Origin of the sequence: Hasllibacter sp. MH4015, assembly GCF_020177575.1 — a bacterium.
Taxonomy (GTDB): Bacteria; Pseudomonadota; Alphaproteobacteria; order Rhodobacterales; family Rhodobacteraceae; genus Gymnodinialimonas.
Genome location: NZ_JAHTBK010000001.1, coordinates 1479426 through 1495124 on the forward strand (window position 1 = coordinate 1479426; position 15699 = coordinate 1495124).

Annotated in this window: 15 protein-coding genes and 1 tRNA gene; 4 read left to right on the forward strand and 12 right to left on the reverse strand. The window is 65.9% G+C overall.

All coding sequences use genetic code 11. From position 1 onward, the window contains the following. Window positions 1-67 precede the first annotated feature (67 nt). Together KUW62_RS07710 and KUW62_RS07715 are read right to left on the reverse strand one after the other, a co-directional pair. Window positions 68-1105, reverse strand: coding sequence for a substrate-binding domain-containing protein (locus KUW62_RS07710; protein ID WP_224814911.1), 1038 nt, complete (start codon window positions 1103-1105; stop codon window positions 68-70). A 148-nt stretch (window positions 1106-1253) separates the two neighbouring features. After that, window positions 1254-2348: an ATP-binding protein gene (locus tag KUW62_RS07715; protein ID WP_224814912.1), complete on the reverse strand. Its 1095-nt coding sequence runs from the start codon at window positions 2346-2348 to the stop codon at window positions 1254-1256. A gap of 219 nt (window positions 2349-2567) precedes the next feature. Here KUW62_RS07715 and KUW62_RS07720 point away from each other — a divergent pair, with 219 nt between their 5' ends. Beyond that, entirely contained in the window at window positions 2568-2996 is a 429-nt protein-coding gene (locus KUW62_RS07720) for a hypothetical protein (protein ID WP_224814913.1), read from the forward strand. 4 nt (window positions 2997-3000) lie between these two features. On the opposite strand, the gene KUW62_RS07725 is transcribed toward KUW62_RS07720, so the two are convergent. From KUW62_RS07725 to KUW62_RS07760, 8 genes are all read right to left on the reverse strand, one after another. Further along, window positions 3001-4191, reverse strand: coding sequence for a PLP-dependent aspartate aminotransferase family protein (locus KUW62_RS07725; protein WP_224814914.1), 1191 nt, complete (start codon window positions 4189-4191; stop codon window positions 3001-3003). A gap of 99 nt (window positions 4192-4290) precedes the next feature. After that, window positions 4291-5637 (reverse strand): glutamate-5-semialdehyde dehydrogenase, encoded by a 1347-nt coding sequence (locus KUW62_RS07730; RefSeq protein WP_224814915.1) that lies wholly within the window; start codon window positions 5635-5637, stop codon window positions 4291-4293. Next, the gene (proB, locus tag KUW62_RS07735; RefSeq protein WP_224814916.1) at window positions 5621-6736 is read right to left on the reverse strand and encodes a glutamate 5-kinase; all 1116 of its coding nucleotides are present in this window, start codon (window positions 6734-6736) and stop codon (window positions 5621-5623) included. The genes KUW62_RS07730 and proB overlap by 17 nt, the downstream gene beginning before the upstream one ends. Beyond that, on the reverse strand, window positions 6724-7758 hold the full coding sequence (obgE, locus tag KUW62_RS07740) for a GTPase ObgE (protein ID WP_224814917.1): 1035 nt from the start codon (window positions 7756-7758) through the stop codon (window positions 6724-6726). The genes proB and obgE overlap by 13 nt, the downstream gene beginning before the upstream one ends. A gap of 92 nt (window positions 7759-7850) precedes the next feature. Beyond that, complete coding sequence (locus KUW62_RS07745) at window positions 7851-8390, reverse strand: GNAT family N-acetyltransferase (protein ID WP_224814918.1); 540 nt, start codon at window positions 8388-8390, stop codon at window positions 7851-7853. A gap of 159 nt (window positions 8391-8549) precedes the next feature. Further along, window positions 8550-8819, reverse strand: coding sequence for a 50S ribosomal protein L27 (gene rpmA / locus KUW62_RS07750; RefSeq protein ID WP_224814919.1), 270 nt, complete (start codon window positions 8817-8819; stop codon window positions 8550-8552). 6 nt (window positions 8820-8825) lie between these two features. Beyond that, the gene (locus KUW62_RS07755; protein WP_224814920.1) at window positions 8826-9590 is read right to left on the reverse strand and encodes a 50S ribosomal protein L21; all 765 of its coding nucleotides are present in this window, start codon (window positions 9588-9590) and stop codon (window positions 8826-8828) included. A gap of 235 nt (window positions 9591-9825) precedes the next feature. After that, window positions 9826-10695, reverse strand: a complete 870-nt coding sequence (locus KUW62_RS07760; protein ID WP_224814921.1) for a hypothetical protein — start codon at window positions 10693-10695, stop codon at window positions 9826-9828. A gap of 180 nt (window positions 10696-10875) precedes the next feature. On the opposite strand from KUW62_RS07760, the gene KUW62_RS07765 reads away from it, so the two are divergent. The 3 genes from KUW62_RS07765 (at window position 10876) to KUW62_RS07775 (ending at window position 14520) form a co-directional block, all read left to right on the forward strand. Continuing rightward, window positions 10876-10965 (forward strand) — tRNA-Ser (locus tag KUW62_RS07765). Window positions 10966-11098: 133 nt separating this feature from the next. Then, a complete protein-coding gene (locus KUW62_RS07770; protein WP_224814922.1) occupies window positions 11099-13099 on the forward strand; it encodes a DEAD/DEAH box helicase in 2001 nt (666 codons plus the stop codon). A 53-nt stretch (window positions 13100-13152) separates the two neighbouring features. Next, window positions 13153-14520, forward strand: a complete 1368-nt coding sequence (locus tag KUW62_RS07775; RefSeq protein ID WP_224814923.1) for a M20/M25/M40 family metallo-hydrolase — start codon at window positions 13153-13155, stop codon at window positions 14518-14520. Here the strand turns inward: KUW62_RS07775 and KUW62_RS07780 are convergent. Further along, a complete protein-coding gene (locus tag KUW62_RS07780) occupies window positions 14517-15050 on the reverse strand; it encodes a holin family protein (RefSeq protein ID WP_224814924.1) in 534 nt (177 codons plus the stop codon). The genes KUW62_RS07775 and KUW62_RS07780 overlap by 4 nt on opposite strands. Then, window positions 15041-15652, reverse strand: coding sequence for a holin-associated N-acetylmuramidase (locus KUW62_RS07785; RefSeq protein ID WP_224814925.1), 612 nt, complete (start codon window positions 15650-15652; stop codon window positions 15041-15043). The genes KUW62_RS07780 and KUW62_RS07785 overlap by 10 nt, the downstream gene beginning before the upstream one ends. Between the last annotated feature and the right edge of the window lie 47 nt (window positions 15653-15699).

A 15699-nucleotide genomic window follows, 5' to 3' on the forward strand; every position in this document is an offset into this window, starting at 1 on the left:
TCCGGCCACTGGGAGGAGGTTGAACCGGGCCCGCATATCGGCCCCGGTCCGGTTCATGGAGCAAGCGTTATTCGCCCATCAAGGTGCCGTTGGCGACCACGGCCTGGGTTTCGGCCAGTTCCGGGTCGGAGACAAGGCCGTAAGCCGCAAGCGGGCCGAAGGGACCGGCGATGTCATCGCTGACGAAGAATGCGGCGTATTCCTGGAGGCCGGGGATAACGTCGAGATGCGCGGCCTTGATGTAGAAGAACAGCGGACGCGACACCGGGTATTCGCCCGATGCGATGGCGTCGACCGTCGGCGTCACACCTGCCATCGTGGCCACTTGCAGGACGGAGGTGTTGTTCTCGTAGAAGGCCAGGCCGAAGACGCCGATGCCGTTCGCATCCGCGTTGATCCGCGCGAGCGTTTCGGTGTAGTCGCCGTCGATGTCGACGGACACGCCATCGGCGCGGATTTCCATGCACGCTTCCTCTGCCGCGTCCTCATCCATGCCCATGTCGAGCATGGCCTGGTAGGCGCCGGTATCTTCGCAACCTTGGAGGATCACACGCTCGTCAAAGACTTCGCGAGTCCCGTGGCGGGTGCCGGGGATGAAGGCCGAAATCGGCTGATCGGGAAGATCGGCACGAACCTCGTTCCAGTTGGTGTTGGGGTTGGCGACCATCTCACCGTCGACGGGAAGTTCGGCGGCCAAGGCCAGGTACCAGTCGGACTGGGTGAATTCGAATGACGGGCCTTCGATGTCGGAGGCAAAGACGATACCGTCATAGCCGAAGCGGACTTCGACGATATCGGTCACGCCGTTCGCGGCACAGGTCTCCACCTCGCTGTCGCGGATGGAGCGCGAGGAATTGGCGATGTCGATCGTGTTCTCGCCCACGCCTTCACAGAAGCGGCGCAGACCGGTGGAGGAGCCACCCGATTCGACGACGGGGGTGGGGAATTCGAAGTTCTCCCCGAAGGCTTCGGCGACGATGGTCGCGTAGGGCAGCACTGTGGACGACCCGGCGATCTGGACGTTGTTTCGGCTTTGCGCGGCGGCTGCCGTGGCAGAGATGGCGACGACGGCAAGCACCGACACGCTGAGCTTTGCGAAGGACATTGGGTTTTCTCCGATATTGTCTTCAGACATCACACGCGCGGACATCCCGAACGCGCTTGAGCCATCGCCTAAAGACGGGCTGCAATGCTTTTGTGTCAGTTGCGTAACAGTTTTATGACGGTGGCCACGGTGGGCCGCGCGGCGCCGGTCAGGTGGCGTCCGAGAGGGCCGGCAATGTCACCGTGAAGGTGCTGCCCTGCCCCCGTTCGGAGGTGATCTTGAGCCGTCCGCGGTGGCGGTTCACGATATGCTTTACGATGGCCAGCCCGAGCCCCGTGCCGCCCATTTCCCGCGATCGGTGGGCGTCGACGCGGTAGAATCGCTCCGTCAGGCGCGGCAGGTGCAGCGAATCAATCCCCGGCCCCTCGTCCGTGACGTCCACCTGCAGGACCGGACCGCGCAAAAGGCCCCTGCCCTCCACCCTGCTCAGGTGCAGGCGCACGGGCTTGTCCGGCCCGCCGTATTTCAGAGCGTTTTCGGTAAGGTTCAGGAAAACCTGCATCAGCTGATCCGGATCGCCCTGCAAGTGCGCCTGTGTCGGGTCCAGGTCGGCAGCACAGGTCAGATGAAGATCATTGCCCGCATCTTCCGCCGCCGGGCGCAGGGCGGCAAGGACACCTTTCAACAGCGTGTGCAGGTCGATGGATTTGTTGGGGCGCTGACGCTCCTCCGCCTCCACGCGGCTGAGCGACAGAAGGTCGGAGACGAGCCGGTTCATCCGGCGCGCCTCCTCCTCCATGATGCCGAGGAACCGCGCCTGGGCGTCGGGATCCGTGCGGGCCGGGCCGCGCAGGGTCTCGATAAAGCCCAGAACGGCGGTGAGGGGTGTTTTCAACTCGTGGCTGACATTGGCCACGAAATCGCGCCGGATCTCTTCGGCGGCCCGAAGGTGAGTGATGTCGGTGAAATGCAGCATTACCCGGCGCACCGGCGGCCCCTGCCCCGAGGTGAGCGCGGTGACGTGGACCTTGTATTCCGTAACGCCCGCCTGTTCAGACCGCTCGAACCGCGCATCCCCCAGCGGGGCGCCGGCCCGCACCGCCTCGATCCGCGCCAGAAGCGCGGGTTGGCGCAACACCGCGTCGTGGCTGCGCCCGATGATCCAGTCCCCCATCAGCGCAACCGCCGCACCGTTGGCATGGGAAATCTCACCACCCGTATCAATCAGCAGCATCGGGTCCGGCACCGCATCCATGGCGCCGTTGATCAGGTCCGTGGGCATGTTCGTGTCAGCTCCTGCCATGGCGGACCATGGGCGTTTCGCGCGATGCCTGTGCGTTTTGCACCAATGGCCCCTCGTGACAAGGCAAGGGTAATGGCCGCGCCCAGAAAAGGTTTCATTGGAAAGTAATATACCCTCTGATATAGTCGACCGCGTCGGGAGATGGCTCCTGCCAGGCGCGATTCCGGGTCGTCAGACCGCCCGGATCCATTCTACGTGCCGCATATAGGTAACGACGCGATGACCAAGATCCTTCACCTCCAGCCGCGCGCGCCGCGGATGCCCATGGCCGAGCCCACGGCACGACCGCCCGATGTGCTGGCCGTCTCCTGCTCCGATATCGGGATCGACGCGATGCCGCGGCATATCCTGTCCCCCGATGCGCGCCTCCGCCGGGCGCGCCTTGGCGATGTGACGGCGCAGACCGTGACGGGACCCGGCGCACCCGACCTCATCCTGTCACCGCTCCTGTCGCGGGGCTTCGATGCGATGGATCTGCTGACCACGTTGCGCGAATTGCGCTATGGCGGGCGATATCTTGTGGTGGCCCCGGGCCTCCACCATGTCGGGCTGATCCGCTGGGAAATGCAATCGAGTGCGCCGGATCTCAACGTCGATATCGTGTCACTCAACGGCAAGTCCGTTCTGCACCTGGCCCAGGCCGCCTGAACGATCAGACCGCGTCGAGCCCCGCCGCGAAATCCCGTTTCAGAAGCCCGATATCCTCGATCCCAACGGAGACGCGGAACATCCCGTCCGATATGCCAAGCGCCGCGCGCCCCTCCGCCGAAAGCCCCCGGTGGGAGGAGGACGCCGGATGGCTGAGCGTGGTGCCGACATCGCCAAGGGTGGGCGCAAAGGGCAGGTCCGGCGCGCCCTGCACCAGGCGATCCGCCGCAGCCTCCGTCGCGTCCGCAAGCTCGAAGCTGACCATATTGCCGAAATTGGCCCCCACCAGCCGCGCGGCCAGCGCGTGGTCGGGGTGATCGGCGCGTCCGGGATAGAGCACGCGGCCCACCTTGGGGTGATCCGACAGCCAATCGGCAAGGGCGGCGGCATTTTCCTGTGCTTGCTGGAAGCGCAGGGGGAAGGTGTAAAGGCCCCGCTCGGCCAGCCAGCATTCCTGGGGCGCGGGCGTCATCCCCACCGTTACGGCGAAGTCGTAGATCGCACGCATCCGGGCCGGGTCCCTGGCCGCCACGTAGCCAAGGGTGACATCGGAATGCCCGGCCAGCAGCTTGGTGACGGAATGGATGACGATATCGGCCCCCTCCTCCAGCGGCCTGTAGGCGAAGGGCGTGGTGAACGTGTTGTCGACGGCCAGCATCACGCCCTTATCCCGCGCCAGCGCCACGATACCCGCCATGTCCGCCACCCGCAGGGTGGGGTTGGAGATCACCTCGACCAGGATCATCTTCGTCTCGGGCCGGATCGCGGCCTCCATCGCGGCCACGTCGGACGGGTCGGCAAGCGATGTCGCGATCCCAAACCGCGCCAGGTCTTGATGCATCAACCGCAGGGAGCGTCCGTAAAGCTGGTTGCCACCCACGATATGATCGCCCTGTCCCAGCAGGCCCATAATGGCCGCCGTCACCGCCGCCATGCCGGAGCCGAGGATCAGGCCATTCTCCGCCCCTTCCATTCCGTCGATCTTGCGCGCCAGCAGCTCCGCATTCGGATGCCCCTCGCGGGCATAGGTATATCCGTGGGCCTCGCCCTCATATTGCGCATGGAGCGTGGCGATTGACGGCGAGGCATAGACAACGGACGGCTGGATCGGCGTCACCACCGGTCGGCTCACCCCTTCGCGCAGGGCCGCGCGCCGCACCAGCGTATCCGGTCTTTCGTTTCGCCCGTCACTCATCTCAGCGCCCCTGTCTTCCATGTGCCAAAAGTATCCCGGGGGGAGTCCGGAACGGACGGGGGGCAGAGCCCCCCACGCCCGCTCGCATCCCGCGCGCCGTCAGCCGCGCACGGTCCCGTCCCCCGTCACGAGATACTTGAACGAGGTTAGCTGTTCCGCCCCCACCGGTCCGCGCGCGTGCATCTTACCCGTTGCAATCCCGATCTCCGCCCCCATGCCGAATTCGCCCCCATCGGCGAATTGCGTCGATGCATTCCGCATCAGGATCGCAGAATCGAGCCGTTGGAAGAACCGTGCAGCGGCGGCGTCATCCTCGGTTATGATCGCGTCGGTGTGGTTGGAGCCATGGGTCCGCACGTGGTCCAGCGCCGCGTCGATATCGGGCACGACGCGCGCGGCGATGATCATGTCGAGGAATTCCTGCCCCCAATCCTCCTCCTGGGCGGGCACGACCCCGTCGATGTCCTGCAAGGTCGTGTCGCCACGCACCTCCACACCGGCATCGATCAGCGCGCGCACCACGCCTTGTCCAATCGTCTGCGCGATATCTTCGTGGATCAGCAGGCATTCGGCGGAGCCACAGATGCCCGTGCGCCGGGTTTTGGCGTTCAGCACGACCTTCAACGCCTTCTCCGGGTCCGCTGCCGCATCCAAGTAGATGTGGCAAATCCCTTCAAGATGCGCGAAGACCGGGACCCGCGCTTCCCGCTGGACCAGGCCGACAAGTCCCTTGCCGCCGCGCGGTACGATCACGTCGATGGCGTCCGTCATGGTCAACATTTCGCTGACCGCCTGCCTATCGCGCGTCGGCACCCGCTGCACCGCGTCTTCGGGCAGGTCCGCCGCGCGCAGCCCGTCTTTCAGGCACTCCACCAGCAGGCCCGAGGAATGGAAGCTTTCCGAGCCGCCGCGCAGGATCACCGCGTTGCCGGATTTCAGGCACAGGGCGCCCGCATCCGCCGTCACGTTTGGCCGCGATTCGTAGATCACCCCTATGACACCAAGCGGCGTGCGGACCCGCTGGATATGCAGGCCGCTTTCCATGTCCCATTCGGTCATGACCTCCCCCACGGGATCGTGCTGCGCTGCCACCGCGCGCAGGCCCTCGACGATGCCACCCACCCGGGCCTCGTCCAGCATCAGACGGTCCAGCATCGCGTCCGACAGCCCCTTGTCGCGGCCGTATTCCATGTCCTGCCCGTTGGCCGCGATGATCTCCGCCATGCGCGCGGTCACGGCGTCGGCTGCCGCGTCGAGCGCCTGCCGCTTCTGGGCGGCGGGTGCGAATGCAAGCGTCGCCGCTGCGGCTTTCGCGCGCGCACCGATATCTTCCATCAGGGCGGGAATGTTGTTGGTCAGGTCTTTCATGGCGAACCTCGTGGCGGGGTTGGGCGCAGAATATGGGGTTTTTCGGAAAGAGGAAGGGCTGTCAGAGCGCCATGTCATCGCGGTGGACCAAAGCGGCGCGGCCCGGATAGCCCAAAAGCGCTTCGATCTTGTCGGATTGATGGCCCGCGATCACCCGCGCTTCGTCGGACGTATAACGGCTCAACCCCATGCCGAGCGCGTCGCCGTCCGGCCCTTCGAGCTTGAGCGGATCACCGCGGTGGAACGTACCCTCCACAAGCGCCACACCCGCCGGAAGAAGCGACTTGCCCCGTCCAAGGGCCGCAGCCGCCCCGGCATCGAGGCGCAGGACCCCCTTGGGCTTCATTGCGCCGATCCACGCCTTGCGTGCCTGTTGCGGGCTGAGCGTGGCGGGGAACCAGGTCGCGCGTGCGCCGCTTTCAAGCGCAGCGAGCGGGCGCATCGTCGCGCCTTGCGTGATGACCATGGAGCACCCGGCCGCCGTGGTCGTGCGCGCGGCCAGCACCTTGGTCTTCATCCCGCCCTTGGACAGGCCCGATCCCGCATCGCCGGCCATCGCCTCGATCTCGGGCGTGATGGCCTCGACCAGCGGCAGGTGGGTCGCGCCATCCGTCCCCGGCGGCGCGGTGTAGAGTCCGTCCACATCGCTGAGCAGAACGCAGACATCGGCCCCCGCCATGACGGCCACATTGGCGGCCAGACGGTCGTTATCGCCATAGCGGATCTCGTCGGTGGCGATGGTGTCGTTTTCGTTGACGATGGGCACCGCCCCGCGCCCCAAAAGGGCGGCGAATGTGGCACGGGTGTTGAGGTAGCGGCGCCGGTCAGCACTATCGTCAAGCGTCAGGAGGATTTGGGCCGAGGTCAGGCCATGGGGGGCCAGAACCTCCTCATAGGCGCGGGCAAGCCGGATCTGTCCTACGGCGGCGGCAGCCTGTGCCTCGTCCAGCGACAAAGCTCCGGCCCCGAGGTCAAGCGCGCCGCGCCCCAGTGCGATCGCGCCGGACGAGACGAGGATCACGTCACTGCCCCGCGCCTTCAACGCCGCCACATCTTCGGCCAGTCCGCGCAGCCATTCACCGCGCAAGGCGCCGCTCTCCCGGTCCACCAACAGGGCGGAGCCGATCTTGACCACGACGCGGGATGCGCCGGACAGTCCGCCCCCTAGGGCCGCCATGCGCCCGCGTCCTCTTTCTCCGCCCGCTCCGCCGCGCGGTTCGCATCCACGCGCGCGCGCAGGGCACGCAAAACGTCCGTCAGACCAGTGCGCGCGACGCCCGACATTTCCATCACGGGGCCGGCGACATCCTCCAGCAAGGCGCGCTGCTCGGCCACCTGTTCAGGCAATAGGGCGTCGATCTTGTTGAGCACCGTGACCCGCGGCTTTTCGGCCAGCGCGCCGCCATAGGCCTCCAACTCTCCAATGATCGTCCGGTAATCGGCCACCACGTCTTCGCTGGTGCAGTCGATCAGGTGCAGAAGTGCCGCGCAGCGTTCGACATGGCCCAGGAACAGGTCGCCGAGGCCCCTACCCTCGCTCGCGCCCTCGATCAGGCCCGGAATGTCCGCCACGACGAATTCCGCGCCGTCCACACCTACCACGCCTAGATTAGGGTGCAGGGTGGTGAAGGGATAATCCGCAATCTTGGGCCGGGCGTTGGACGTGGCCGCAAGAAACGTTGACTTGCCCGCGTTGGGCAGGCCGAGAAGCCCCACATCGGCGATCAGCTTCAGGCGCAGCCAGATCGTGCGTTCGACGCCGTCCTGGCCCGGATTGGCGCGGCGCGGGGCCTGGTTGGTGGCGCTTTTGAAATGCAGGTTGCCGAAGCCACCGTTGCCGCCCTTGGCGATACAGATGCGCTGGCCCACCTCGTCCAGGTCGGCGATCAGCGTTTCCTGATCCTCTTCCAGCACCTCGGTGCCCGCAGGCACACGCAGAACGATGTCATCGCCATCCTTGCCGGTGCGTTGCTTTCCCATGCCTGGCTGGCCGTTCTTGGCGAAGAAATGTTGCTGATAGCGGAAGTCGATGAGCGTGTTCAGCCCCTCGACGACCTCGATCCAGACATCGCCGCCGCGTCCGCCGTCGCCGCCATCGGGACCGCCGTATTCAATGTATTTCTCGCGCCGGAACGAGACCGACCCGCCCCCGCCGCTGCCCGAGCGGATGTAGACCTTCGCAAGATCGAGAAACTTCATCTATTTCGCGCGCGCCGGTCGGCCCGCCCTTTCATCTTGCCAAAAACGCCGGGGGTGTGGGGGCAGGCCCCCACCCGTCCTTTGCTCGCCTCTTACGACACCCGCTTGAGGTAAGTCCACGTTGCAACCTTGGCATTGCGCGCGACGGAGAACGCCTCCGCATCGCCCAGGTAATCGAAGCCCGCATTGGTCAGGACCCGCGCGGAGCCGGGATTGTCCTGAAAGACCGACCCGAAGATGGTGCAATTGTCGAGCGGGTTGGCATCGACAAGCGCATTCACGGCCTCGGACGCGAAGCCGGTGTTCCACATGCCGGGCGCGACCCAATAGCCGATTTCGGATTGGTTGCGATCCATCTGGTCAAGCGTGATGACCCCCAGCAATTCGGCCCCGCCAAAGGCGCTGGCATCCATGGCCCAGGCAAATTGCACACCATCGGCGCGCAGGAACTTGCCCACGAATTGTTCGGCCGCGCCGGGCGGTAGCGGATGGGGGATGGTCGTCGTCATCTCGGCCAGGCGTTTTTCGGCGTGGTAATGCTCCACAAGTCCGACGTCGGACGTCCGCAGAGGGCGCAGGATCATGCGCGCGGATTCGATCACAGCCTGGGCCAAGATGGTTTCCTGTTTCATATTCCGGTCCTCCTCCGACCCGAAATTTTGGCCCCTGCTCAAGGCCGTCCCCCCGTTTCAGGTGGGCGTTGTGCGCTTGTGCCACAAGATGTGTGACCAAAAAGCGAAGGGGCCGGCGTTTCCACCGACCCCTAAATTTTCAACCACGGGATGCGGTGCTTACTCGGCGGCCTCCTGGGCCGGGAGTACGGAAATGAAGGTGCGGTTCTTGAAGCCCTTGCGGAACGTCACATGGCCTTCGACGGTGGCGAAGATCGTGTGATCCTTGCCTTCGCCGACACCTTCACCGGGCCACCACTTGTTGCCGCGCTGGCGCGCGATGATGTTGCCGGGGATGACGGCTTCGCCACCGAACTTCTTGATGCCGAGGCGGCGACCGGCTGAGTCGCGGCCGTTGCGGCTGGAACCACCTGCTTTTTTATGTGCCATGGTGAATTACTCCTGTTCAGCGGCAAACGTCTTGGCTTGCTCGATCCAGTTGTCACGCTCGATCCGACCCTTGAACGACAGCTGGTCGTCCATATAGGCGATCTCGTCCGGGCCCCATTCCATGATCTGGTCGAAATGGAACACGCCGTTCTCGTGCAGCACGCCTTCCAGCTTGGGACCGACGCCGGAGATCTTCTTGAGATCGTCGGGCTGGCCGCCACGGGCCTCGGTCAGAAGGTTGGCGGGGCGGGTGCCTTCACCGGCTTCCGCAGCTTCGGGCGCTTTCGCGGGCTTCTCGGCCTTGGCTTTCTTTGCCTTGGGCTTTTCCTCGGCCTTCGCCTCTGCCTTGTCGGCCTTGACCTTCTTGGCGACGGCAGCACCGGCCACAGCCGCACCGGCGACGGCGGCGATGGCAAGACCGGCACCGACGGCGGCTTTCACGCCGGACTTGTCGGCACCCTTTTCAAGGATGTCGGTCACTTCGATCAGCGTGAGCTGCTGGCGATGACCCTTGGTGCGCTTGGAAGAATGCTTCCGGCGGCGCTTGACGAAGTGGATGAGCTTTTCGCCCTTCACCTGGTCCACGACAGTCGCCTGAACGGCCGCACCCTCGACGAGCGGTGCGCCAACGGTGGCTGTGTCGCCCCCGAGCATCAGAATTTCGTTGAATTGGACCGTTTCACCGGCCTCTGCCGCAAGCTTTTCCACGCGCAGTTTGTCACCGGCCTGGACTTTGTATTGCTTGCCGCCTGTCTTCATGACAGCGAACATGGGTGTCTTCCTTTTTTACCCGCGTCCTGTGGCCCCGGCGATCACCGGTGTTCGTGGGGGAGGGTTCGGCCCCTGCCCCGCCTCGGACGGCGCGCCCCGTCGGGGGCGTCTTATACCATTCTGATGCGGCATATCCGAACCAGAGCGCGCCGTATCGGGGATCGCCCGGCTTTTGTCAACAGCACTTGCGGCCATTTCGCCCGGCGCACGTGCGGTTTTTCGCGTGCGGCGCGGGTCAGATATCCTCGACCGCGATGAACCCCGCCGCCGCGCGCCCGATCTCATAGCTCAGCGTGCCCAACATCTCGTCGAACGCGGTGAAGAGCGCGGCATTTACCGCCCGGCCCGCATTCGTTTCACCAAACGCCACATATGCGCGCAATTCCGCGTCCGAGATGTCGCGATAGGCGGCCAGTTGGTAGGAGAACAGCCATTCCACCGTGGTGCGATAGATCTCGTCCTGCTGGCTCCAGACCTGCTCCAGCATCAGGTCTTCGCCCATGTCGTCATCGAACGCGCCGCCGTCGACAAGGCCGCGCAGCAGCGCGAAACGCAGGTTCAGGGCGCCGGTGACATTTCGGTCGATGAACCCGTTGACCTCGTTGAATTCGTAAAGGATCGGCAGGCGGTCGTCGTCGGCTTCCATCGCGTCGGCCAGTTCTGCGCTGGCCATATCCACGCGGTCTTCATCCATGAAGTCCACCCGCGCCTCGATTTCCCCTGCAACCAGGCGCCGCCCGAGATCCGAGGTCATGAACTCCGTGACCTCCGCCACCTGGCCCGGTGTCATCGCATCTTGGGGAAACCCTTCCTCGAACAGCATCGAGAGGCGTTCGGGCGTGTGAAGCTCCGCCATGAGCGCCACCCATTCCGCGCCGCCGCGCCCGGGAAACAGGCTCGCCTCCAGAGCCGGTGCGCTTGCGACGTTTTCTTCGGCCACGATACTGAGGAGCCTGTAGACCTCCATCGCGTCCAGCATGGCGTGAAGCGCGGGCGCGCTTTCATCCAGCCCGGCAGACGGGGCCGGGTCCGGCGCGTCATCTCCCTGACCCAAGACGGGACCGCTCAAGACAAGCGTGAAGGCCAGGGTGACGGCTCGGATCATGGCGGGCATCCTCGGGTAGACAATCTCTGCTTCGCACCATGGCCTGCGGATCGCCGAATGGCCAGTCTCCCCTGCGCGGGCATGCATCACACCGCAATTCCCGGCAATGCCCCCTTGCGCGGTTCCGCGCGTGCCGCTATCCCCCCGCCATCGGTGCGGCGCGTGCGCGGCCCGATACGCGGAGAGGTGCCGGAGTGGTCGAACGGGGCGGTCTCGAAAACCGTTGTGGGTGCAAGCCCACCCAGGGTTCGAATCCCTGTCTCTCCGCCATCTGATCCTTAGCATTGCCCCCCACGCCGATCGCGCCATGCGCCCTATACAAGGGCAGCGGGAGGCTTTAGGGGCGGGCCTCTGGCGGGATGTTCCGCCCAATTGCCAAAACTTGCCGAAAAGCGACACGCCCGTGATCCCTGCCCTCCAAAAAGCCCTCGACGCCCGGGGATATGACAGCCTGACACCGGTGCAGGCGGCGGTCACGGAGCCCGCGCTTGAAGGGCGCGACCTTCTGGTGTCGGCCCAGACCGGGTCCGGCAAGACGCTCGGCTTCGGGCTGGCGATTGCGCCGGGTCTGCTTGCCGGCGCGGATCGGTTCGAGGATGCGGGCGCGCCGCTTGCGCTGGTCATCGCGCCGACGCGAGAATTGGCGATGCAGGTGAAGCGGGAGCTGTCGTGGCTGTTCGAGCATGCGGGCGCCACCCTGGCCTCCACCGTCGGTGGGATGGATATGCGCGACGAACGGCGGGCGCTGGCGCGTGGGGCGCATATCGTCGTTGCCACGCCAGGCCGCCTGCGCGACCACATCATGCGCGGCTCCATCGACCTGGGTGCCATCCGCGCCGTGGTGCTCGATGAAGCGGACGAAATGCTGGACCTGGGGTTTCGGGAGGATCTGGAATTCATCCTTGATGCGTCACCGAACGACCGCCAGACCCTGCTCTTTTCCGCAACGGTGCCGGCTGCCATAGCCAAACTCGCGCAGAATTACCAGAAGAATGCGGAGCGGATCGCCACCGTTACCGGGGCCGCGCAGCACGCCGATATCGAATACCGGGCGCTGAATGTCGCGGCACGCGATGGGGAGAATGCGGTCATCAACCTGCTGCGCTATTACGAGGCGCCAAATGCCATCGTCTTCTGCAACACGCGCGCGACCGTGAACCGCATGACCACGCGCCTGTCCAACCGGGGCTTTTCCGTCGTGGCCCTGTCGGGTGAGTTGTCGCAATCGGAACGCACCCATGCGTTGCAGGCCATGCGCGACGGGCGTGCACGGGTCTGCGTGGCGACAGACGTGGCGGCGCGTGGCATCGACCTGCCGAATCTTGAACTGGTGATCCATGCCGAATTGCCCACCGGCAGCGACACGCTGCTGCACCGATCGGGGCGCACGGGCCGCGCCGGGCGCAAGGGGGTCAGCGCGCTGATCGTGCCGCCCGCCGCCCGCAAGAAGGCGCAGCGCCTGCTGGGATGGGCGAAGCTGACCGCCAGCTGGGGCGACGCGCCGTCCGCCGATGACGTGCGCGCCAAGGACAATGCCCGGATGCTGGAGGAGACCGATTGGTCGGTCCTGGACGATGGTCCCGACCGCGCGGCGATGGAGGCGTTGACCGAGGCCCATTCGGCGGAGGAGTTGGCCAGCGCCTTCGTGCGTCTTTACCGGGAGCGCCATTCCGCACCGGAAGAGCTTTCGGACGCCTCCGCGCCCGCCCCGGCCAAGGAGCGCGCCCCGTTCGGACCGAGCGTGTGGTTCTCCCTCGACGGGGGCCGCGCCGCGCATGCGGAGCCGCGCCGCCTTCTGCCGATGATCTGCAAGATCGGCAATATCACCCGCGACGATGTGGGCGCGATCCGTATTCAGCCCGAAGCCTCCCTGATCGAAATTCGGGAAAGCGCCGTTGCCGGTTTCCTCGCTTCCGTGGGTTCGGACATGGTGTTGGAAAACGGGGCGCGCTTGGTCCGTTTGGACAAGGCCCCGAATCTGGAACGCGCACCGCGACCGCCGCGGCACGATACCCCCCGTCCGCCTCGGCCCGACACGCCAAAGGGGGATGCGCCAAAACCAAGGGGCAAAGCACCCGGCACCACGACGCCTGTCGATTGGAACGACGCGCCCGAGCCGCGCCGCAAGAAACCCAAGCCCGGCGTGAAACCTAAGGGCGAAAAACCGAAGACGCGCGCGGAGGACAAGGACCGTGCCGGCACGAAGCAAGGCGAGCCCTACAAGCCGCGCAAGCCCCGCCACAAAGCTGGCGATACCAGTGCGAACCGTGGCCCCGCGCCGCCTAAGGGAAAGCCAAACAGCAAGAAGAACAAGGCACGCGCGGCCGCGAAAGCGGCGGAGACCGGCACCAAGCCCCGCAAACCCCGCGCACCTAAAAAGCCCAAATCGCGCGGCGGGGCGTGATTGCACCCGCACGTCCGGGCTGATTGACTGGTCGCCGAGGACGGAGGTGCGAAATGGCGGAAAACGAACTCTTGTACGCCGGAGAGGCCGCGGCCCGCGCGCCCGCCTTTCGCGACCGCATGGCGCAGTTGATCGGGTTTCGCACCGACGCCCAGGCCAAGGATGCAGCGCCACAGATCGAGGCTTGCCTGTCTTGCATGACCGACTGGCTGTCGGCGCTCGACTTCGACGTTGCGCGGGTGGACAAAAACGGGCGACCTTTCGTGATCGCGAAACGGGTGGAGGGGGCAGACCTTCCCACGATCCTGACCTATTCCCATGGGGACGTCGTGCCGGGAATGGCGGGCCGCTGGTCGGAGGATCGCGACCCGTGGATTCTGACCGAGGCGGGCCCGCTTTGGTACGGGCGCGGCATCGCCGATAACAAGGGGCAGTTTCTGGTCAACCTGACGGCGGTGGAGGCGGTGATTGCGACACGCGGCGCGCTTGGGTTCAACCTGACCTGGCTGATCGAGATGGGAGAGGAAATCGGCTCCCCCGGATTGGCGGAGATCTGTGCCGAACACCAAGAGCGCCTGCGCGCCGATGTCTTGCTGGCCTCCGACGGACCGCGGCTTGCAGCGGATCAACCGACCCTCTTCTTGGGTGCGCGGGGCGGCATGACATTCCGCCTCGATCTGGATTTGCGGGCGGCAGGACGCCATTCGGGGAATTTCGGCGGGGCCTTGCGCAACCCGGCGCTGGAGATGGCCCATGCGCTTGCCGCGATCACGGACCGGTCCGGCGCGTTGCAGATCCCTGGCTGGACCCCGGGCGACATTTCCGCGCCCACCCGCGCGGCGTTGGAGGGATTGACGCCCGCAGGCGGCGCGATCGACCCGGATTGGGGCGCGCCGGGTTTGAGCCCTGCGGAGCGTATTCACGCCTGGTCCTCCGCCGAGATCCTGGCGTTCCACGCGGGCGATCCCCCTGTCCCGGTCAACGCCATCCCGCCCCGGGCGACGGCGTGGGTGCAGTTGCGCTACGCGCCGGGGACGCCCGATGATGATCTGGAAATGGAGCTGCGCGCGCATCTGGACAGACACGGTTTTGGCGACATCACGATCACGACCGAGGGGCCGCGCTTCCGCGCCTCCCAGACGCCAGTGGACCACCCCGCCGTCACCCATGCCGCGGCCTCGCTGACCCGCGCGATGGGCCGTGCGCCGGTGATCCTGCCTGCGCTTGGCGGCTCCCTGCCGAACGACATCTTTCGCGACACGCTTGGCCTGCCGACGATCTGGATGCCCCATTCCTATCCCGGCTGTTCCCAGCACGCCCCCGATGAGCATCTGCCCGCCGCCCTTCTGGTGGAAGCGGTGGGGCTGATGGCGCATCTGCTGGGGGACATGGGAGATATGCCGCGCGGAACGGACACCTAGTCGTCGCTGCGCCAGTCAGACAGGGCCGGGTTGTCGGGCGCGGGATCGCCCGCCGCCTGCCGCCTGCGGCGTCCGAATATGCCGCCCAGACGGTCCCGCAAACGTCGCCGTCCGGCGGCCGCACGGCCTTGAGTGGGCGTGCGCGCGTAATGCAGTTCCCGCGCGCCGAAATAGAAGCTGACGATCGCGCCAAGAAGCCACCAGAGCGGCTCCGGCACTTCCTGGAGGCCGATCATCCGGTCGGCGAAGGCGCCCGGGTCCACCATGGCGTAGACGAACAGGCCAAGCGTTCCCAAGGCGAGGAACGGGCGCGGCAGGCGGTTGATGCCGTTGATCATCCGGTCGAACCAGCCGTCGCCCGCATATTGGAATTCCGCCGCCGCCGTGGCCAGCGTGGCCTGGTGGATGTCGGCGGCCAACTCCATGGATCGGGTGGCGTTGGGCACGAACACTTCCGACAGGCCTTCCGCCGCCTCCCCCAAAGCCTCCACCGGACCGGCGCGGCCCAGGGCGCGGTCGATCAATGCCATGACGCGGTCCTTTCGCGGTGCTGTGCGAGGGTGAGGTGGTAGCGGGGAGAGATGAACTCCTCCGCCCGGATAATCCAGCCGCCCTTGCCGCCATCCCGCCTGCGCGCGTATTTGCGGCTGGCCGGTCTGCGGTCGCCGATCCGGTAATAATAATTGCGCCGCGCGATGCCGTAGGCGTCGACAAGATGGTCGGGCGCTTGCAGCAGCGCCGCATGGGCCGCACGCGCCGTTTGCGGACCGATCACACCATCCACCGCGATGTCGAGGCCCATGTCCCGCAAGAGCCGTTGCAAGATGCGCACGGCGTTGGAGCCGGCGTTGACCTGCATATCGAAGACGGTCGCCTGCAACGGGTCCGGCAGCAGGTGGATGCGCGGCGCGGTGAAGTAATGGTCGATGAAGATGTCGGTCGCGATGTCGGGGGTGATGCGTCGCACGTCGGCCACATCCACATCGCCGTCCGCGTCCAGGTCGAGGCCGAGCGCGCGCATCGTGTGGATCGTCACACCGTGCTTGGTCGCGCCGCCGGGATCGTCGGGGTCGTTCACGAAGCCGCCCTCGCGGGCCACGATGGATTCTGCAATAGATCGAACCGACTGCATGGGTTCGCCCTCCATGCTCAGTGGTTCGGAATGGCCAATTGACCATG